Source organism: Nitrospira sp. (assembly GCA_030653545.1).
GTDB lineage: Bacteria > Nitrospirota > Nitrospiria > Nitrospirales > Nitrospiraceae > Nitrospira_D.
Window position 1 is genome coordinate 1 of the sequence record JAURZE010000033.1, and the last position, 19,304, is coordinate 19,304.

Below are 19,304 nucleotides of genomic sequence, written 5' to 3' on the forward strand. Positions count from 1 at the left end.
ATCGCTCGCGGCGGGTGGATTTGCGATACGGCTCGAACGTGGCCTCGGCAAATGTCGCTTGCTGCATGGACGCGCCTCCAGTTCAGTGCGATATTTCTCTTAGCACATCAGGCGAGGCGAATAAATCAGACCTTCCCTAGATGATAAATAGCTCCTTCTACAGGATGCTCAAAATGGCCACTGTTCTCACCCACCCAACCCCGGCGCGCCGAGACGCACCGTTCCGCGGGTAAGGCCGCAGCGAGTGACGGACCGAGGAGGTACATACCAAGCTTCGCTTGAGCCGCTCGCTTCGATCCCATGCGAGCGGAGAGGTACCTTTCCTCCAGTAGGCTTGGTACGTTGAGGGTCTGAACGATGCGAGAACGCCGCTGGCGGACATTTTCAGCATCCTGTTATCCCGAAGGAAGCTTCCTATCCTCCAACCGCAGCAAACCGGCCTTCACATCCCGTTCGGCCTGCCCATAGCGTTCCGACGTCCCCACATCGGACCAGTACCCTTTCAGGTCATAGCCCAACAGCGGTTCGCCCCGCCCGATCGCGGCCACATAGGGATCGATGATCGACGACGCCACTTCTCGTGGAATATCCCGCAAGAGCCTGGAGTGCAGAATATGGATGCCGGCAAACATGCGCGGCCTCGTCGGCATGGCGGCCTCCGCCAGGCCTTTCCCATTGATCCGGACGATGCGATCATCCGCCCCCACTTCGACGAGTCCCCATTTCACCGCATCGGGATCCTCCCGCAGCACCAGCGTCGCCAGGGCCTTGCGCTCATGGTGGAACGCACACAGCGCCGCGAGATCCAGATCAAACAGCGTGTCGCCATTCAGGATCAACACCGCCTCGTTGGAGAAGTACCGCTCGGCCTGCTTGATCCCCCCGCCCGTCCCTAAGATGATAGGCTCGTGCGAATAAAGAAGCCGCAACCCGAACTGCGCACCAGTCCCCAGCGCCTGCTCGATCATCGGGCCGAGGTGATGCAGATTGATCACCACATCGCGGAATCCGTGCTGCTTGAGCAGCAGAAGATTCCACACGATGAGCGGAGTGCCGGCAACCGGAAGCAGGGGTTTGGGGATCGTGTTCGTCAGCGGCCGGAGGCGGGTACCGAAACCCGCCGCGAGAATCATGGCTTTCACTGAAGTTCAGGCACATACGGCGTGAGGTGCTTGCGGAGCGGCGCGAGCTCCGGATACCGCTGAAGATTCCGTTTCACATACCCCAAGACGCGCGGGATATCGGCCAGAAATTTGGGGTTGCCCTTCACCCGGTCGATGTAGACAAACCGTCCGGCGGCTTTCATATTCCGTTGAATGCTGGTGAGATCGAACAAGCGCCGGAAGGCGTCGCGGTTGGTCCAGACATGCCGATGCTCAGCCAGCTGATCGAGATAGTAATTCACCAACTGATCCACTAGCGGCTCATCGAGCGCGATGTAGGCATCGCGCAAGAGGGAGGCCAGGTCATAGGTCGCCGGACCCATCAGCGCATCTTGAAAATCGATGACGCCAAGGCGTAGGCCGTCGACCATCAGATTGCGCGAATGATAATCTCGATGGGTGAACACCCTGGGCTGCCCGGCCAAATGTTCGGAAATCTTTTCGAACTCCCCGCGGATCGCCGTCCAGTCCTCCGAGCACATCGGCTTACCCTGGCGCGCCACGATCCCGTACTCCAGGAAATGATCGAACTCCCACATGAGCAACGGCACATCGAAACTCCGGTGGAACGCCAGACAACCGGGATCGGCCGGCGAGGTCGCCTTCACCTGCATCTGAACCAGCACATTAATCGCTTGTTTGTATCGCGACTCCAGACTCGGCGCATCGGCATCACGCACCGCTTCGGCAAGCGTCAGATCGCCGAAATCTTCGAGATACAGCAACCCGGCGACATGGTCATAGTGATGCAGCGTCGGGACCGACACGCCGGCCTTCCCGAGATGCGACAGAATATTCAGAAAGGGCAACTCGGTGATCTGATGCATCGCTCCGCTGACCGCTTCTTCCGATTGCTTAAACCCCTCCGGCTCTGCGAGTTGCATGAGGATCACGGAGTGGGGCGGACCGCCGGCCAGGACGGCGCGGAAGTAGCGCCGATTCGACGCATCCCCCGGCAAGGGCTGAAGTTCGCGCAAAACCAGACCGGGACTCAGCCGCGATTCAATGGTGCGGGCGACGAGGGCTTGATCAGGAGGTGTGAGAGGCCCCTTCGGTGGAGCCGGGTTCGCAGTAGTCATACGCGCCGGATTATACCCAGTGGCCGAAAGGTTGTCACGAAGACTACAGAATTTTGAATGGAATTGAGGGGTTTATTATCACAAGTCGCGGAAGGACAAGCGTAGACATATCACTGATACTCGCCCATTCTCCGGATACATCATGCCGCTTGCGGAATCGTTGCGGGCTGACCTCCTTATGGCTTCTGGGAAGGCAGCCATCGACTGAGCGCATCGGCGAAACCTTGCGACTGGACCGGCTTGCTAAGGTAATCATCCATTCCCGCCTTGAGACATCGTTCCCGATCTTCGACCATGGCATTCGCGGTCATCGCCACGATGGTGAGATGGAGCCCGGCTCGCTCTTCTAGGCGAATCAGACGCGTCGCCTCGAAGCCGTCCATCTCCGGCATCTGACAATCCATGAAAACGATGGAATAGGGCAGTCGCGCCACCGCCTGGACGGCTTCTCGTCCATTGGCCGCCACGTCCACCCGACATCCGAACTTTTCCAACATCTTGACCGCCACCTTCTGGTTCACCGGGTTGTCCTCAACCACCAAGACCCGGCCGCGGAGACCAGACTGAGCTTCGGCCAGACTGTGCCGGGTGACGATGGTCTTCGTCTCACGAGACAACGACTCGACAAGCGGTCGCTCCACTCCCCTCAGGACGAGACTCAAGCAATCGAGTAATTGAGCTTGACGCATCGGCTTGGTGAGATACGCCGCAATGCCCGCATCCCGAGCAGTCGTCATGTCTCCGCGTCGGCCAAGGGAGGTAAACAAGACCAAATGGACCGAGCTGATCGCCGGATCGACCTTGATTCGTCGAGCCAACTCAATACCATCCATGTCAGGAATGTGCATATCGAGAATGGCCAGGTCGAAGGGGCGGCCCTCATCGGCTGCGCGCCGGAGTGCCTCCAACGCGTGATGACCGTTCTCTGCGCTCTCATGCGCCATTCCCTGAGCCTTGAATTGCTGCTCGAGAATTTTCCGGTTCATCGCGTTATCGTCCACAATCAACGCCTTGCGCCCACGAAGAGGGATGAGCAGGCGACCCGAGGGCTCCGCCCCATGACGCCCCTCCGGCTGCCGGGTTAATCGCACCGTGAACCAGAACCGGCTGCCTTCGCCAGGCACGCTCTCTACCCCGATGCGCCCCTGCATCAGTTCCGTCAATTGCTTGCAAATGGCGAGTCCGAGGCCGGTACCACCATACTTGCGCGCCATCGACCCGTCGGCCTGCACAAAGGGCTGAAAGATATTGGCGCACTGCGTCGCCGTCATACCGATTCCCGTGTCGGCGACTTCAAATCGCAGTTCGACGCTGGGCTGTTCCTGGGTTCCGGCCTGCCCGACGACACTGACCGTGACAACGACCTCGCCACGTTCGGTAAACTTGATCGCGTTGCCGATCAGATTCGTCAAAATCTGTCGCAGACGGCCGGGGTCTCCGCAGACCGCGGTCGGAACCGTCCCGTTGATCAGACAGGCTAGTTCCAACCCTTTGCTGTGCGCACGTTCGGCCTGCATCGAGACGGCATCCTCGACCGTTGTGCGAAGATCGAAATCCAACAACTCCAGATCGAGCTTGCGGGCGTCTATTTTGGAAAAATCGAGAATGTCATTGATGATGTCGAGCAACACTTCTCCCGAGCAGCGAATCATCTCGGCATACTCTCGCTGTTCCGCCGTTAGCTCGGTATCGAGCAGTAGGCCCGTCGTGCCGATAACCCCGTTCATTGGCGTGCGGATCTCGTGACTCATCGTAGCAAGGAACTCGCCTTTCGCTCGACTGCCGGATTCTGCCGCTTCTTTTGCGACGAGCAATTCTTTCTCCGCCCGTTTGCGTTCGGAGATATCGCGGATAATGCCGCTGTAGAACGATGTTCCCTCCGTTTCCCAGGTTCCGAGCGAGAGATCGATCGGGAATTCAGTTCCGTCCTTGCGCAGGCCATGCACTTCTGTGATCTTGCCGATCAGACGGGGTTGGCCCATGGCCTGGAGCCGTTGAATCCCCTGCGCATGAGCATCACGGTAACGAGGCGGTATCATCACGGTCAACGGCCGGCCGATGACCTCGAACGCCGCATATCCGAACAGCCTCGATGCGACCGCATTCCACGAGACGATCCGGCCATCCTCATCGGCGACCACGACGGCATCGGGAGCCGATTCCACCAGTTTCTGAAATTTGCTTTCCGCGGACTTGGCCCGCTCGTTGTCTTCCTGCGCCGCCGCACACGCGCGCTCCAGACGGCGAACGCTCCACAATACCAGTCCAACCAGTGGCAGCAACATGCCTGCACCCGCCGCACCGACGTTCCATACAATCGTCCGAATAGGAGCCAGGATGTCGCTCCGGTCTACGCGGACCAGGACTCCCCAGCGGAGTGCGCCAAGATCTCCGACTCCTTTCGTCATAGCATAACCCGTCACCACGTCTACCTTGCGGCGCAGATGCCGCTCTTCGACAAAACCGGGAGGCGCCGTATCGAATAACTTCGCCGACGGCAGGCCCATTCGCTTCAGATTGGCGCGCCGTTCTTCTCTCAACAATGAATCGGCGATGACCTCCCCCTCCCGGTTCACGAACTGATACTCGACCCGCACGTCCGTTCCCCATTGCGCCTGCAATGCGGTCACGGTCTCTACAAAGACATCCTCCAGTACCGGCAGCGCGACCCGCGAGGTGATGGTCCCGAGAAATTCGTTCCGCATCCCTCTGATCGGAGCGGTGAACGCCACCGCACTGACGCCAGGAGACTCTTCGGAGAGTTGCGCATCTCCGACAGAGATCACCCCGCGATCCTTCGATACCCGAAACCACTCTTGGCCGCTTCGATCATTGCCGATGCTGGCGGGATCGGTCGACGCCACGATTCGCCCAGCGGAATCTGTGACACCCAGCCACGCGTACACCGGATAGACCGTCGCCATCCATGTCAGATCATCTGTCATTGCGGCGGCATCGCAACAGTGAACGGCCCCCGAACGGGCCATCATCTGAATATCGCCGTAGCGTTCCGCCATCAGCAAATCGAGCTTCCCGGCAATATCCACCGCCGCGAGCGCAAGATTTTCCCCGGCCTGCGCCACCATGCGCACCTGCAGGTACTGCGACGTGGCGCTTCCCACTACGGTGACGACAAGGATGCAGGCGACAACCAGAGCCACCAGCCGGCGAAACTGGCCGCCCCTCACTCCGCTTGCCGTGTCCCCAGCCACATGATTCTGCGCAGAAAGCCGACGTTCACCGGAAGTCGGGGGCAGACCGGATGGAGCCCCACCGCGGCAAATCATCACTTCGTCTCCATGAGGATGAGGGAGAGGAGAGGCTGGGGTTGTGTCATAGGTACGGCCGATACCGTTAAAAACCGTCTTCCGACACGTATCTGTTCGTTCTCACTGTCGCTCTATCGGACCTTCAGGCGGGACGCTTAATGCGTAAGCGTACGCGGTGAGGCAACGAGGTCTCCCGCTACTTCAAAGTTTTGCGCCTCAGGTATGATGCTACCCATTGTAGGATGTGGGTTCACGCTAATCTCGACGGATAGAGCACAACGGGTCTACCCTTAACCGGGGGACAATGGGTTACAGTTGGCTCCTAGAGAGGATTTGAATGAATCGTCACATGATCGCACTTCCTCCGGTCCCCTCCCGTTCGTTCACCGACATACCCGCTCACGCTCGTCAAGCATGCGTGTTGCGAATTCTTTGCAACCCCCGATCATTGAATAAGACACGCGCCTGAGGGAAGCTCCCCATGAATCAATTCCCAGAGCAAGTCCTGCTGCAGCTGGTTGAGAACGTCAAGAGCCTCTTGCATCCCTCAGTTGTTGAACGCACATTCCTAGATATCGGGGCCACTCTCGGTCGTGAAGTCATCACCCGGGTCTCCGAGCCGCCTGACACTCTCTCCTCAACCAAACAGATGCACTATCTTCGCTACAGCGAGTGGATGAGGACTCACTGGGGCTGGGATCAAACCATGTCGATCGGCACGGGAGATCACATCGAAGTGCACTGTCGAGCCTGCCCCTTTGAGAGGCTGGCGAAAGAGGATTCGCTCATCTGCCAGCTGGAAGGGGCGATCCTGGGGGAACTAGCGGGAAAGTTGTTCGGATACAGTAAGGTGGTTGTCCAGCGCGATCAAAGCCATCCCCCGCGCAATTGCCGGTTTCTCGTACATACGGAACGGACGCCGCAGAGCCAGGCTGCAACTGGCCTCACCTTTGCCTCCAACCGTAGTGAGGGAAAGCGTACATCTGATCAGGCTGCCGCCTCGCGGATCCTCGCTCAGCTTACCGCTCGGGAACGGCAGATTATCGCGCTGCTTGCGGAAGGACTTCCAGACAAACAAATCGCCAAGACGCTCCACCTCAGCGTTCGAACCGTCGAAGGCCACTTGTCGAGAATCCGGCAAAAAACCGCGCTGCAGACACGCAGTGCACTGATTCGTTTCGCCCTTTGCGCCGGCACGATATGACAGGGAGACCTTGTTCGTCCGATAACTCCGTGTCGAGAGCCGACGAAAGAGGACCGACATGCATCGTTCCGCTCGTTCTGTCGCCATCGAAGCCCGGAACATATCGATGATTCGGCTGCTGATCGTCGATAGCCATGAAATCGCGCGAACGGGTACTCGAGCTGTCCTGAATCAAACCGAACGCATCAGGGTCGTCGGCGAAGCGGCCACAATAGCCGCCGCCGTAGAAGCCGGGCGCCGGCTCACGCCCGAAGTCGCACTGGTGGAACTGCGCTTGCCGGACGGAAGCGGCATCGACGCCTGCCGCCGTATTCGCGAAGCCTCCCCCGGCACCCGTCTACTTGTGCTGACGCACGGCGCCGATGACGAGTCCATCGTCTCGGCTTTGCGCGCCGGCGCCACAGGATTTTTGCTCAAAACCATCAGCGGATCCGACTTAGCCAGGGCCATCGAAACCGTCGCCGACGGGCAGGCCATTCTGGATGGCGCGGTGGCGCAGCGGGTTATGACGCACCTCTGCAGCCTGTCCGTCTCAAATTGCGGGAAAATACAACCCGAGCTCTCGGCGCAAGAAAAACGGGTAATGGATCTTGTCGCGCAGGGAAAGACCAACAAGGAAGTCGCCGCCGCACTCGGCCTCAGCGATAAGACTGTCAAAAATTATTTGAGCAACGTCTACGAAAAACTTCAGGTCAACCGCCGGGCACAAGCCACTTCGTCCTTTATTCAACAAACACGCGAGACTTGCGGCCTCAGCATCGCCGATTTCGGATGCCCTGCCTTGCCGCCTCTGACATAAAACAGCGCCTTTTCGATCTCAAGGAGGCAGAAGACTCGCCGCTCAGAGAACGCGTCACAAGCGCGTTATCCCTTTGGCGCTTAGGAAGAAATAAGGGCGTGAAACACGACTGCACGAGACCGCCCCCAGCACCGAGCCCGTCACGTCCGCCAGCCAATCCTGCCAGCTTGACTCACGGAACGGCACGAACAATTGATGAACTTCGTCGGTCACCCCATACAGCGACGCCGTCAGAATCGAAAAGAGCAACGCCCGGGCTGCCACCGATTCTGTTGCGCCCCAGCGAAACGCCCGATAGCACAACCCGCCAAGGCCCGCATACTCCAGCGCATGCAGCACCTTGTCGTTCACCGCTCCGAACAGAGACGGCAGATTGTCGTCCGGATGCGATTGCGCCGACAGATAGAAGATCAATCCGGCATAGCCGAGCACCGGCCCCCAATACACGACGAAGCGCCTCCATCCCGTCTCTCCGGCCTGACCAGTCACGATACAAACTCCTCTGTTCGTTGCGCGTCTCGGACCCCTATGACATACTTCAAAAAATGAGAGAAATCACGCTCCAATGAAAAACGTCCACGTCTGCTTTGTCTGGCACATGCACCAGCCGTACTACACGGACCCCATTGCGGGGACGGCGAGTATGCCCTGGGTGCGCCTCCATGCGACGAAAGCCTATTTCGATATGGCATACCTGCTGGAGAAGTTCCCGGCGGTGAAAGCCACGTTTAACTTCACGCCGTCGTTGTTACTCCAGCTTCAGGAGATCGGCAACGGCACCGTGCGCGACCTGTTCCTCGAACGCGCTCAACGTCCGGCCGCAGAGTTGACGCCGGAGGAACAGGCCTTCCTCATCCGCCATTTCTTCTCAGCCAACTGGGCCACGATGGTGCGTCCGTTCGCCCGCTATCACGAACTGCTGGTCAAACGCGGCACCGAGGTCTCTGGACCGGATCTCGCCAAGGTCGCCCGTCAGTTTTCGACACAGGATTTTCTGGACCTGCAGGTCTGGCACAACCTGGCCTGGTTCGGGTATGGGCCGCTCCAGCGCTACCCCCGCCTAGGCGCGCTCCGCAACAAGAACCGCAATTTCACCGAGGACGACAAACACGAAGTCCTCGCGCTGCAGCGGATCGCGATTCAAGAGATTGTCCCCCTCTACCGTCAACTGCTCGACCGGGGTCAGATCGAACTCACCACCACACCGTTTTTTCACCCGATCCTGCCGCTCGTCATCGACACGGATATCAATCGCCGCGCGCGTCCCGACCTGCCCCTGCCCTCCCGGTTTCGCGCGCCGGAAGATGCGGAGACGCAACTCCAGCGGGCCGTCGACTTTCACCGCAAGACCTTTGGCCAGCCGCCGGTCGGGCTCTGGCCGTCAGAAGGATCCGTCTGCCCCGAACTGCTCCCGCTGGTCCATCACGCCGGGCTCCGCTGGCTGGCGACCGACGAGGGCGTACTCGCCCGCTCGTTCGAATTGAGCAATCGACCATGGCATCGACACAGCGACCTCTACCAAGCCTACCGCGCGGGGGAGTCCGGCCGAAACGTAACGATGGTCTTTCGCGATCGCGATATTTCCGATGCGTTCGGTTTCGTGTACCACAAAACCAATCCGGACTCCGCCGCCGATGACGTGCTCCGCCGGCTCCGAAACATTATTCACAACGCACCGCAGGAACAGATTCTCATCCCTATCATTCTCGATGGCGAAAATCCCTGGGAGCATTACCATGACGGCGGGGAACACTTCCTCTCGCGCCTCTACCGGGCCTTCACCGCGCATGAATTGGACCAGGAACACGCTGTTCATTTGACGGCGTCCACCATGTCGGAAGGCCTTGCCGCAGTCCCGCCCACCCAACACCTCCCCGCACTCCATTCAGGATCCTGGATCAATCAGGACTATAAAATCTGGATTGGGCATCAGGAAGACAACCGCGGCTGGGACCTCCTCGGCCATACCCGCACCCGTCTTGTGGAAGTCGCCCCGACCTTGCCGGTGGACCGTGCAGAGGCGGCCTGGCAGGAGCTCTATGCCGCCGAGGGCAGCGACTGGTTCTGGTGGTACGGCGACGATTTCGACACCGACTATAAGCAGGAGTTCGATCGGCTCTTCCGCACCCACTTGCGCAACGTCTGGCTCTTCATGGGCCTCACTCCTCCCGATCGATTGAACCAGCCGATCTGTGTCATGACCCAGCAGGCTGCGGCAGATCGCATCACCCAGCCGGTCTCGATCCTCACCCCCACCATCGACGGCCTGGTGACGGACTTTTTCGAATGGCGCGGGGCCGGAACTATCACGACGCAACCGCCGCTGGGAGCGATGTGGAAGGCCGAGGGACTATTCACTGCGATCTACTTTGGCTGGAGCCAAGATCATCTGCTCTTACGACTCGATCCGGATGACGCCGCGCAGCCCCGGCTCAACGGATTGGGGATGGAGCTCACGCTCCACGGGCCTCAGCACAGCTTCCGTCTTTCCTGCTCGCTTGCCCCGTCCGGACCGGAGTCCTTCACGCTCTTCCAGCAATGTGAAGGAGAAACCTGGCAGGAGATCGGTCCCTATCGTTCGATTTGTCGCCGGACCATTTTAGAACTGGCGATCCCGATGAAGGACCTCCAGCTTGATGCGGGACAGGAGGTGCGCCTGAGTCTCGTAATTCTCGAACATGGATTGGAAGTGGCCCGCTACCCGCATCATACGCCGGCCATCCTGACGGCACCGGGGCCAGAATTTGAAGCGGGACTGTGGCGCGTGTAGACACCGTTTCAGATGATGTGTAGCGAGCACCGTATTCAAGGAGTACGGTTCATGAAAGACGTTTCACGGAGGAGAGCATGCCTGACTTAAGACGTGATCCTATCGTCGGTCGCTGGGTGATTATTTCAACCGAGCGGAACGGCCGACCGCATGATTTTGCCCAGATGCAACCGGCAAAACCGATCTCCACCGCGATCTGTCCATTTTGCCCTGGTCAGGAACGACTCACGCCGAAAGAAATCATGGCCTATCGGCCGCAACCCGGTGAACCGAACACGCCGAACTGGACCGTCCGCGTCATCCCGAACAAGTTTCCCGCCTTGCAGGTCGAAGGCGACATGGGCCGGGAGGGCATCGGGTTATATGACCGGATGAACGGCGTGGGCGCGCATGAAGTCATCATCGAATCGCCCGGCCACAAGGAAGGCCTCGCCGATCTGCCGACAAAAAAAATAGAGGATGTGCTCTGGGCCTATCGCGACCGTATGATCGATCTCCGAAAAGATCTGCGCTTCCGCTACATCCTGATCTTCAAAAACCACGGCGCCTCGGCCGGCGCTACGCTGGAACACAGTCACTCCCAACTCATCGCCCTGCCCATCGTTCCGACCAGCGTGACGGAGGAACTCGACGGCTGCCGTGCCCACTACGAGCAGAAAGAACGCTGTATCTACTGCGACATCCTCCGGCAGGACCTTGCCAGCGGCGATCGGATCGTGGCGGAGAATCAGGAATTCCTCTGCGTCACACCCTATGCCCCGCGCTTCCCGTTTGAAATGTGGATTCTCCCCAAGCGCCATGCCGCCTATTTCGAAGAGAGCCAGAAATCGCAGTTCGAATTCTTGGCTCCGATTCTCTCCGAGTCCCTGCGCCGCATGGACAAAGCGCTCGGCCGTCCCTCCTACAACTTCATGCTCCACAGCTCTCCGCTGCACGAAAAGACCGGCGACTACTACCACTGGCACCTGGAAATCATCCCCAAACTCACCCAGGTCGCTGGCTTCGAATGGGGCACCGGCTTCTACATCAATCCCGTCGCGCCCGAAGAATCAGCCAAGTTCCTGAGGGAAGCGGAGCTGTAGGTGCCCGTTCGCTTCCGCATTGAAAACCCCGCGCTCGCTCTGCCCCTCCGCCAGATCGAACAATTGGTGCGCCGGGCCGGCGGCCGGCTCTGGCTGGTCGGCGGCTGCGTGCGGGATCTGATCCTCGAACGGCAACCGCGCGATCTGGACCTCGAAGTATCCGGTCTTCCTCCCGGCCAGCTGCACAGCATTCTCACCGAACACTTTTCCGTCCAGTTCGTCGGTCGGGCCTTCGGCGTGTTCAAGCTCGACGGTCTGCCGATCGACGTCTCGCTGCCCATGCGACGCCCTCTGGATGAAGCCACGATCCCCGGGCTGCTCCACCTGGCCGATCCTGATATGGACATCGACGAAGCCCTTTCACGGCGAGACTTCACCATCAACGCCATGGCCTGGGATCCCGATACACTGGATTTTCATGATCCCTTTCACGGCCGTGAGGATCTCAAGACCGGTACCTTGCGCCATGTCTCCGAACGATTTTCCGAAGACCCGTTGCGCGTGCTGCGCGGGCTGCAACTGGTTGCGCGCTTCAACCTGACGGCGGCACCGGAGACGAATGCGCTCTGCCGCTCGCTCACACAAGAGCATCTCCCAAGCGAACGGATCTGGGAGGAGTGGAAAAAATTCCTGCTCCAGGGGGTTACCCTCTCGAAGGGACTGCAGTGGCTCCACGATTGCGGCTGGCTGCGGTTCTATCCGGAGCTTGCCGCGTTGCCCGGTTGCCCGCAAGATCCGGTGTGGCATCCGGAGGGCGATGTCTGGGTTCACACCCTCCACTGCCTTGACTGGTTTGCCAGGGAACGCACCGGCCAGGCGGAGGACGATCTGACGGTCGGCCTTGGCGTGCTCTGTCACGACTTCGGCAAGCCCGCCACGACGAAGGAAGAGTTCGGGCGCATCACCTCGCGCGGCCATGAACCGGCAGGAGAGGCCCCGACCAGGCAATTTCTTGGCCGGCTCATCAATCGAACCGGCCTGGCCGACGAGGTTGTGGCTCTTGTGCTGTGTCACCTGCGACCCCGTGCGCTCTACGATGGGAAGGCGTCCAACAGTGCGGTGCGCCGCCTCGCCAGACACGTAGGCCGTATTGATCGCCTCGTGCGGGTCGCGCGCGCCGATCATGCCGGCCGGCCCCCGAAACCCTTCGATGACTTTCCCGCCGGCGAGTGGTTGCTCAAGAAAGCACGCGAATTGGATGTCGAAACACAAGTCCCTACTCCCATCGTGATGGGCCGCCACCTCCTTGCCATGGGAGTTTCACCGGGGCCGGAGATGGGCAAACACCTTGATGACTGCTACGAAGCCCAGTTGGATGGCTTGTTCACCACACTCGATGAAGGTCTGGCTTATGCCCGCCGGATGCTCTCCTCTACTTCTTAACCCGATACACTCCCTCCACTCGTCACCCGTCACTGATCCCCTGTCTCCTCCTCCACGCCCCTTGCTCCCTCACGCATCGGCAGCATATGATCGCCTCATGCATATTCAACTGAGCCATCCGTCCAGAACTGTCGAGATCAAAGGCCCCAAGAAGGCCAAAGATCTTCTGAAGGAACTCAATCTCGTGGTCGAAGCGCACCTCGTCATTCGCGGCGACGAACTCGTGACCGAAGACGAGATGCTGTATGACCAGGACCAGATCGAAATCCGTCCGGTGATTTCCGGCGGTTCCCCCTTCCCACGTTTCCCTTCACCCTTCACCCCTTATCCCTCACCGGCTTCGGCATGAACTGCACGAAATGTAAAACCCGCGCGGTGATCGATCTGCCGCGCCACAATGCCGCCTTCTGCAAAGACTGCTTCAACTATTATGTGCATGATCAGGTCGGCAGGGCCATTAAGTCTGAAAAAATGTTCGGGAAGGATGATCGTATCCTCGTGGCAGTGTCAGGCGGCAAAGACAGCCTGGCGCTCTGGGACGTTCTCCTCAAGATGGGTTATAAGGCCGACGCACTGTATGTGAACCTCGGCATCGGCGGCTATTCGGAAGTGTCCCATGCCAAAGCAATCAAGTTTTCCGAAACCGTGGCCGCCCCGCATGGCGCAGTCCTGCACGTCCACACCGTGGAGCAGGAAGCCGGAGCCGGTATCAAGGAACTGGCCATGCTGATTCACCGTCCGACCTGTAGTACATGTGGCACCATCAAGCGCTACCAATTCAATCGCGTGGCGCTGGAACATAAATACGATGTGATGGCGACAGGACACAATCTCGACGATGAAGCGGCCCGCCTGCTGGGCAACGTGCTCCGCTGGCAGGAAGAGTATTTGGATAAGCAGTCCCCCAACCTGCCGGCATCCCTTGACGGGTTCGCCAAGAAGGTGAAACCGCTCTTCCGCCTATCCGAGCGCGAATTGGCCGCCTACTCGGTCTTGAACCGAATCGACTACATCGTCGAAGAATGCCCGATGGCGAAAGGCGCCAGGACGTTGCTCTACAAGGAAGTGTTGAATCGGCTCGAAACGGAATCGCCCGGCACCAAGCAAGCTTTCTATTGCGGGTTCCTCGACAAACAGCGCAAGCCGGAAGCCTCCCCTCAGGCTACAATGGCCGAGAAAGATCAGGCTATGCTGCACCCCTGCTCCGTCTGTCAGCAACCGACCACCGCCGACGTCTGCTCCTACTGCAAGATGATGGCACGAGCCAAAGTCCATTCTAATTCATAAGCCCTCCACCACTTATTACTCATGGCCTGCCGTTCTCAGTTGACTCGCATTCTTAGCCTTGTCCTACTACTGTTCCTGAGTGCGCACCTTCTGCCCTGCTCAGCCGCCGCATCTGATGGGCCAATATCAACCCCCATCGGCACCCAAACCATAGGACTCACGACTGGGCCATTCTTTCCCCTGCGTGTTGGGACCAGCCAATCCTCAAAACTTTTCGGGGAAGCCTTCATCCCGTCGTGGATGATGACCCTTACGGAACCGATCGGCTCAGGCTGGTACCAAGGCCAACTGGCGCTCGGCGCAGAGCTCGTCGTTTTCCATACTCATAGTCCGATTACAGCCTATGGGATCGGACTGACTCCGAAAATGGCCTATACCTCCACGGCGTTTGGACGGGTGCGCCCCTTCATCGAGGGAGGCGGAGGGCCGGCGTGGACGGACTTGGGAGGGCGAGTCCCAGAACAACCAGGACAATTCAATTTTCTGGGATGGGGTGGAGTTGGCTGTGCCTACCAGATGACTCCCGCATGGGCGCTGACCGCCGGCTACCGCGTCATGCACATCTCTAACGCAGGGACTCGATCGCCCAATTCTGGGCTAAATTTTAGCCTCCCCTATCTTGGCCTCACCTATCAATTATTCTGATTCCTCCGCCTTCAGACCAGCTGACCAAGCCTATACAAAATTGAACACTTGTCACGAATGAATCGTGAGCATTCTGAGGAGCCCCCCCTCTTTTGATGTGTGGTAACTCTTCAGGAATTATGATGATATGGACCTGCGTGGCAGAGGCACTTACATCACCCACTGGCACTACAAGGCAGGTCTGGTTATGTTCGAGCGCGTCCTATATGCAGTGAACCTCGATCCTTCAAGCAAGTATGGATCGCTGGAGGAACAGATCTTCCTTACAAGCCAAGCCATCGCTAAAGAGGGGGGGGTCTTCATCCCTGTTTTTGCCGCAACGCTTCCAGAGAAGGAGGAACAGCGATACCGAGTTGCAGGACTGACAGTTACATCGTTGCCACTCGGACGATTTAACATCCCCACTCTTCGCAAGCTGCTACGCTTGATCGACCGGCATCGCATTGACGTAGTCCATTGGAATCTCTACCACCCCCTCAGCGGATACGCGGCAGTCTTGCGTGTCCTACGACCCAAGTTGCGGCATTACCTTACCGACCATAACTCCAGACCAACCTCTTTTCGTCCCACCCGTCATGCGCTCTCAAGCGCATGCAAGAAGCTGATGCTTGGAGGCTACTCAAAAGTTCTTGCTGTCAGCGACTATGTCTTAGAGGAGTTAGAGCGACAAGCCATTTGGCCTAACCTTGGCAGATATCACCACTTCGTAAATACAGGCCGCTTCCAGCCTGACAAAACAACACGTTCAACGATACGATGTTCCCAAGGGGTGGAGAAAGTGTTTATAGTCCTGATCGTGGCGCACCTCATTCGGGAGAAAGGTGTGCATGTTGCTATCCAGGCGCTCAGCGATCTTCCATCCAATGTTGTACTCTGGATTGTCGGAGACGGGCCGGAACGACTGCCCCTTGAACGCATCGCCGAATCTCTCGGTCTCCGTGAGCGAATCAGGTTCTGCGGCCTGCAAGCTGAAGTGAGTCCATTCATGCAGGCTGCTGACTGTTTCGTTTGCCCCTCCTTATGGAAAGAGGCGGCAGGCCTTGTTATTCTTGAAGCAATGGCTTGCGGTCTGCCTGTGATCGGAAGTGCTGTCGGAGGCATCCCTGAATTTATTAAACCTGGCCAAACCGGATCGCTGGTTCCAGCTGGAGATCCCGGGGCTCTTGCAGCCCATATTTTCCGGCTCTATGCATCAGAGTCGGAACGGGAAGGGATGCGAGTGAATGCCAGAGCCCTGGCAGTCTCACAGTTTTCCCATGAATCACGAGTCTCCGACGCTGTCGCCATTTACAATACAACATGCCTTGAGGTGCAGTGATGGCACATGATCTAACGAATCAGCTCGACCGGGAAGGCATTGTGATACTTCCGGAATTTGTCACGGGGCCTCAACTGCGAGGAATGCAACAAGCCTTTGAAGCTCGTTTGCGAAACATGGCATGGAACGACACCGTAGGGTATGAACGTACCGAGATGTATCGCCACATGGTCCAGGATGTACTTATTCTGGACCAGGGGTTCCTCGACGCCGGCCTGCACCCACTTGTCCTCCAAGTTCTCAAGGAATATATCGGCCCTCAGTTCCAGCTTGTCGAAGCAAAGGGGTGGTTATCTCTTCCGACCAAGAAAAACTTTCACGGGTGGCACGGCGATGCCTGGTACGACCAAACCACTGTTTCCACGATTCCGCGAGAAGTCAAACTTGCCATTTACCTGACCGACGTTCGCTCAGGCGCTTTCACCTACATCAAGGGGAGCCACCGCAAACAACACCCCCGGCTTGTTCAGAGCCATGAAGTCTCACAAGTTCCCAGAGAGCAGATTATTGAAGTTCCGGGGACTGCGGGGTCGGCTGTCCTGTTTGACACCTCCGGGATTCACCGGCAGGCCACGCCCGTCTTGGAGCCCCGACAAGCGGTATTCCTGAATTATCATGACCCCAGTATCCCGCTCCAGCAAGAGGACATTGAATATTATCGGTACCACCCTCTGCTCCTCAATGCGGCTTTTCTGGGAAACCTCACACCGGAAACACAACGGGTCTTGGGATTTGGCGACAAGAGAAACTATCAGCACTGCTTCGAACGCCGACGTCGCCATGTATTTTTAGAGGGAATCAGCCGATCCCTTCTAGAAACCTCCCTGCAGATCAACCAAGCCCTCTATTATCCTCGGAGGGCTCTGGCCAAGGCCCGAAATCTCTTGAGTCACTAGTAGGACTATCGGTATGGCTCTCCGGCATAGACATCCATATCTCGAACTGCGCTGTCCACTCTATCGAAAAAAGCTCACCCTCCTCCCTGCAGTTTCGAAAGGTCCTAATGCGCGCTAGACGAATATTCCTATTGGTTTCCTTTTCAGGTCTCCTGCTCAGCGTCACTGCGTTAGCATCTGAGCTGGCACTGAGAGCTTCAGGCCACATCTCCACTGCCAGCATCCACGCCATCTCAAATAGGGACTTTGTGCGGGTGCCGGGCATGTTCGAACCGAACCAATCGGTGGAGGAAACGCCTCATCCCAAGCTTCATTACCATGCGACGATTAACTCGCTCGGCTATCGAGGGCCTGAATTTCAACGAATCAAGCCTCCTCACGTTATTCGAATCCTCTGCCTCGGGGATTCCGGCACTTTCGGTCAGTTTGTGAACGATGATGAAACGCTCTCCGCAAATCTTGAGCGGATGCTGCGACAAGAAGGGCATTCTGTCGAAGTCATCAATGGGGGCGTACCAGGCACAACTATTGTGGATCAAGTAGAGATCCTTAAACGGAGCATGAGCCTCGCCCCGGACATCGTCATTCTCACATTCAGCGAAAATGATATTACTGACTTGGACGCGGAGCCCTCTCAATTTGCGGCGCTTGCGGAAAACCGGAAAGTGAAGGGACAGACAGGGCTGAGGACCGTCTATGAACTCGTTCGCGACACAGCCCTCTTTAATTACTTCCTAAAAGTCAGAGCGACATGGAAAACCTACTCGGCACCCCATGCATCAACCGCGGCATTCATTTCAAATCCTGAGGACTCGGAAACCCGGCATGAACAGCTATGGGCAAATTACTCACGCCAGATGGAGACAATGATTCAGTCTCTATCCGGCAGAAATATCCGCTTTATCTTCAATGGCTATCCGACACATCAACGGATCGGAGCCGACACGTTTACGGACGATCGGAGTCGCGTTCAACTCAGCCGGGCTGAAGCCTTGGCGAGGAGTATGGGAGTGACCACGGTGTCGCTCCTTCCTTCCTTCCGAGAAACCGGACTGACCAAAGAAGAGCTCTACCATTTGCCGTACGATGGGCACGCGAATAAGATGGGGTATCTGATTCAAGCGACAGCACTCCTTCCCGCCGCACGAGAAGCAATCCGGGCCGTTCGCCCCGACTCCGGAGACTCACGGCCCTAGAAGTGAGAGGGAACCAATAGAGGCAACACCACGGAAAACCTAATCCCTTGATATGATTCCATGCCTGCTACCCCGATCGTGAGAGAACGTCCGCCCTTTCTGTTTACTGTTGTGTTTTCCCTATTGCTCTTTGCAACTATCGTTACTTCTAGTCATCCCATTTTCGCTGCCGAGCCTGATTTCGTTGGGCGTTGGAACATCACTCTTCTCGAAACATCTGGCTATTCTTCTGCCTGGCTAGAGATTAAGCCCATTGCAAACAAGGTCAAGAGCGGTCGGCTGGTGTGGATCTTTGGCGGAGCTGAGCCCATTAAAGATGTTGCAATCACGGAAGACGTTCTGACCTTCACTCACATATTTATGGGAAAGCGACTACACTTCACCGCCAGATATGCAGGAGATGCTCTATCTGGAACGACAACGGACCACAGTTCCACCATTAGATGGACTGGAGTTCGTGCGCCGGAGCTACAAACACCTACCACGCTGCGGCAAGGAACGCCTGTTGCCATTTTTTCTGGCAACAATCTCTCTGGGTGGACCTTGCGTAACGGATCCCCACCCTATTGTTGGCATACCGAAGAGGGCGTCTTATTCAACGACCCATCCTGCACAGACCTGAAATCGAATACCGATTTCATGAATTTTCATCTCTATCTAGAGTTTCGGCTCGACGACAAAGGCGGGAGCGGAGTGTACCTTCGAGGCCGATACGAAGTCCAAATCAGCCACGACGGGAACATGCCGCCTACCCCTCGCTCGACCGGCGCCATCTTTGGGCATATCGCTCCGACCCTGTCGGCCGGGAAAAACCCAGGCGAGTGGCAAACGCTTGATGTCACTCTCATCGGGAGAGAGGTGACCGTGCGGCTGAACGATCACGTCGTGATTGCCCATGAACAAATTCCAGGGCCCACGGGTGCCGCCCTCGACAGTGATGAAGCACGGTCGGGTCCCATCATGCTGCAGGGGGATCATGGCCGCGTGTCATTCCGTAATATCGTGATTACGCCTTTGCTTCATCAAGTCCCTTAGCGTCTCGATCCATGCACCGTTGACTCGTCCTGCACGGCGACACGGTCCTGAGTTCTTCCGTAAGTCTTCCTCTCATCATACGGTCCTGAATTCGATCCCCTCAAAGAAGCCCGAATCTGAACGCGATCGTTGTCGGCCAGAGCCGCATCGGACGGTTCCTCTCTTGCAAAGAGGGGAT

Annotated in this window: 15 protein-coding genes and 1 pseudogene; 12 read left to right on the top strand and 4 right to left on the bottom strand. The window is 57.8% G+C overall.

Going from position 1 to position 19,304, the window contains the following annotated elements:
• Positions 1-395: 395 nt before the first annotated feature.
• The 3 genes from Q7U39_16835 to Q7U39_16845 all read right to left on the bottom strand — a co-directional run bounded on the left by Q7U39_16835 (position 396) and on the right by Q7U39_16845 (position 5,529).
• The gene (locus Q7U39_16835) at positions 396-1,133 is read right to left on the bottom strand and encodes an NDP-sugar synthase (protein MDO9119628.1); all 738 of its coding nucleotides are present in this window, start codon (positions 1,131-1,133) and stop codon (positions 396-398) included.
• Positions 1,134-1,138: 5 nt separating this feature from the next.
• Positions 1,139-2,242, bottom strand: coding sequence for a phosphotransferase (locus Q7U39_16840; protein MDO9119629.1), 1,104 nt, complete (start codon positions 2,240-2,242; stop codon positions 1,139-1,141).
• Between the two features lie 176 nt (positions 2,243-2,418).
• Entirely contained in the window at positions 2,419-5,529 is a 3,111-nt protein-coding gene (locus Q7U39_16845; GenBank protein MDO9119630.1) for a response regulator, read from the bottom strand.
• Between the two features lie 463 nt (positions 5,530-5,992).
• On the opposite strand from Q7U39_16845, the gene Q7U39_16850 reads away from it, so the two are divergent.
• Positions 5,993-6,715, top strand: coding sequence for a helix-turn-helix transcriptional regulator (locus tag Q7U39_16850; protein MDO9119631.1), 723 nt, complete (start codon positions 5,993-5,995; stop codon positions 6,713-6,715).
• Between the two features lie 58 nt (positions 6,716-6,773).
• Positions 6,774-7,514, top strand: coding sequence for a response regulator transcription factor (locus tag Q7U39_16855; protein ID MDO9119632.1), 741 nt, complete (start codon positions 6,774-6,776; stop codon positions 7,512-7,514).
• Between the two features lie 54 nt (positions 7,515-7,568).
• Here Q7U39_16855 and Q7U39_16860 read toward each other — a convergent pair whose 3' ends face one another.
• Positions 7,569-8,003 (bottom strand): VanZ family protein, encoded by a 435-nt coding sequence (locus tag Q7U39_16860; protein MDO9119633.1) that lies wholly within the window; start codon positions 8,001-8,003, stop codon positions 7,569-7,571.
• Positions 8,004-8,079: 76 nt separating this feature from the next.
• On the opposite strand from Q7U39_16860, the gene Q7U39_16865 reads away from it, so the two are divergent.
• The 10 genes and pseudogenes from Q7U39_16865 (at position 8,080) to Q7U39_16910 (ending at position 19,126) form a co-directional block, all read left to right on the top strand.
• Entirely contained in the window at positions 8,080-10,284 is a 2,205-nt protein-coding gene (locus Q7U39_16865; protein ID MDO9119634.1) for a glycoside hydrolase family 57 protein, read from the top strand.
• 71 nt (positions 10,285-10,355) lie between these two features.
• Positions 10,356-11,366 (top strand): annotated as a pseudogene (gene galT, locus Q7U39_16870) (galactose-1-phosphate uridylyltransferase).
• On the top strand, positions 11,367-12,749 hold the full coding sequence (locus tag Q7U39_16875) for a hypothetical protein (protein MDO9119635.1): 1,383 nt from the start codon (positions 11,367-11,369) through the stop codon (positions 12,747-12,749). It begins immediately after the preceding pseudogene.
• Between the two features lie 97 nt (positions 12,750-12,846).
• Positions 12,847-13,098, top strand: coding sequence for a MoaD/ThiS family protein (locus Q7U39_16880; protein MDO9119636.1), 252 nt, complete (start codon positions 12,847-12,849; stop codon positions 13,096-13,098).
• Positions 13,095-14,036 carry an ATP-binding protein gene (locus tag Q7U39_16885; protein MDO9119637.1) on the top strand — a complete coding sequence of 314 codons (942 nt, stop codon included), beginning with the start codon at positions 13,095-13,097 and terminating at the stop codon, positions 14,034-14,036. The genes Q7U39_16880 and Q7U39_16885 overlap by 4 nt, the downstream gene beginning before the upstream one ends.
• Positions 14,037-14,276: 240 nt before the next feature.
• Positions 14,277-14,681 (top strand): acyloxyacyl hydrolase, encoded by a 405-nt coding sequence (locus tag Q7U39_16890; protein ID MDO9119638.1) that lies wholly within the window; start codon positions 14,277-14,279, stop codon positions 14,679-14,681.
• Between the two features lie 127 nt (positions 14,682-14,808).
• Entirely contained in the window at positions 14,809-15,999 is a 1,191-nt protein-coding gene (locus Q7U39_16895) for a glycosyltransferase family 4 protein (protein ID MDO9119639.1), read from the top strand.
• On the top strand, positions 15,999-16,895 hold the full coding sequence (locus tag Q7U39_16900) for a phytanoyl-CoA dioxygenase family protein (GenBank protein MDO9119640.1): 897 nt from the start codon (positions 15,999-16,001) through the stop codon (positions 16,893-16,895). The genes Q7U39_16895 and Q7U39_16900 overlap by 1 nt, the downstream gene beginning before the upstream one ends.
• Before the next feature lie 263 nt (positions 16,896-17,158).
• Positions 17,159-18,091, top strand: a complete 933-nt coding sequence (locus Q7U39_16905; GenBank protein ID MDO9119641.1) for a GDSL-type esterase/lipase family protein — start codon at positions 17,159-17,161, stop codon at positions 18,089-18,091.
• Between the two features lie 60 nt (positions 18,092-18,151).
• Positions 18,152-19,126, top strand: coding sequence for a DUF1080 domain-containing protein (locus tag Q7U39_16910; GenBank protein MDO9119642.1), 975 nt, complete (start codon positions 18,152-18,154; stop codon positions 19,124-19,126).
• Positions 19,127-19,304: the final 178 nt, after the last annotated feature.

Bases quoted from the DNA above. Each gene is read 5' to 3' on its own strand.
- Q7U39_16885 (MDO9119637.1), top strand. From the start codon at position 13,095: ATGAACTGCACGAAATGTAAAACCCGCGCGGTGATCGATCTGCCGCGC.
- Q7U39_16880 (MDO9119636.1), top strand. From the start codon at position 12,847: ATGCATATTCAACTGAGCCATCCGTCCAGAACTGTCGAGATCAAAGGC.
- Q7U39_16850 (MDO9119631.1), top strand. From the start codon at position 5,993: ATGAATCAATTCCCAGAGCAAGTCCTGCTGCAGCTGGTTGAGAACGTC.
- Q7U39_16855 (MDO9119632.1), top strand. From the start codon at position 6,774: ATGCATCGTTCCGCTCGTTCTGTCGCCATCGAAGCCCGGAACATATCG.
- Q7U39_16910 (MDO9119642.1), top strand. From the start codon at position 18,152: ATGCCTGCTACCCCGATCGTGAGAGAACGTCCGCCCTTTCTGTTTACT.
- Q7U39_16895 (MDO9119639.1), top strand. From the start codon at position 14,809: ATGGACCTGCGTGGCAGAGGCACTTACATCACCCACTGGCACTACAAG.
- Q7U39_16865 (MDO9119634.1), top strand. From the start codon at position 8,080: ATGAAAAACGTCCACGTCTGCTTTGTCTGGCACATGCACCAGCCGTAC.
- Q7U39_16840 (MDO9119629.1), bottom strand. From the start codon at position 2,242: ATGACTACTGCGAACCCGGCTCCACCGAAGGGGCCTCTCACACCTCCT.
- Q7U39_16905 (MDO9119641.1), top strand. From the start codon at position 17,159: ATGTTCGAACCGAACCAATCGGTGGAGGAAACGCCTCATCCCAAGCTT.
- Q7U39_16845 (MDO9119630.1), bottom strand. From the start codon at position 5,529: ATGATTTGCCGCGGTGGGGCTCCATCCGGTCTGCCCCCGACTTCCGGT.
- Q7U39_16890 (MDO9119638.1), top strand. From the start codon at position 14,277: ATGATGACCCTTACGGAACCGATCGGCTCAGGCTGGTACCAAGGCCAA.
- Q7U39_16900 (MDO9119640.1), top strand. From the start codon at position 15,999: ATGGCACATGATCTAACGAATCAGCTCGACCGGGAAGGCATTGTGATA.
- Q7U39_16835 (MDO9119628.1), bottom strand. From the start codon at position 1,133: ATGATTCTCGCGGCGGGTTTCGGTACCCGCCTCCGGCCGCTGACGAAC.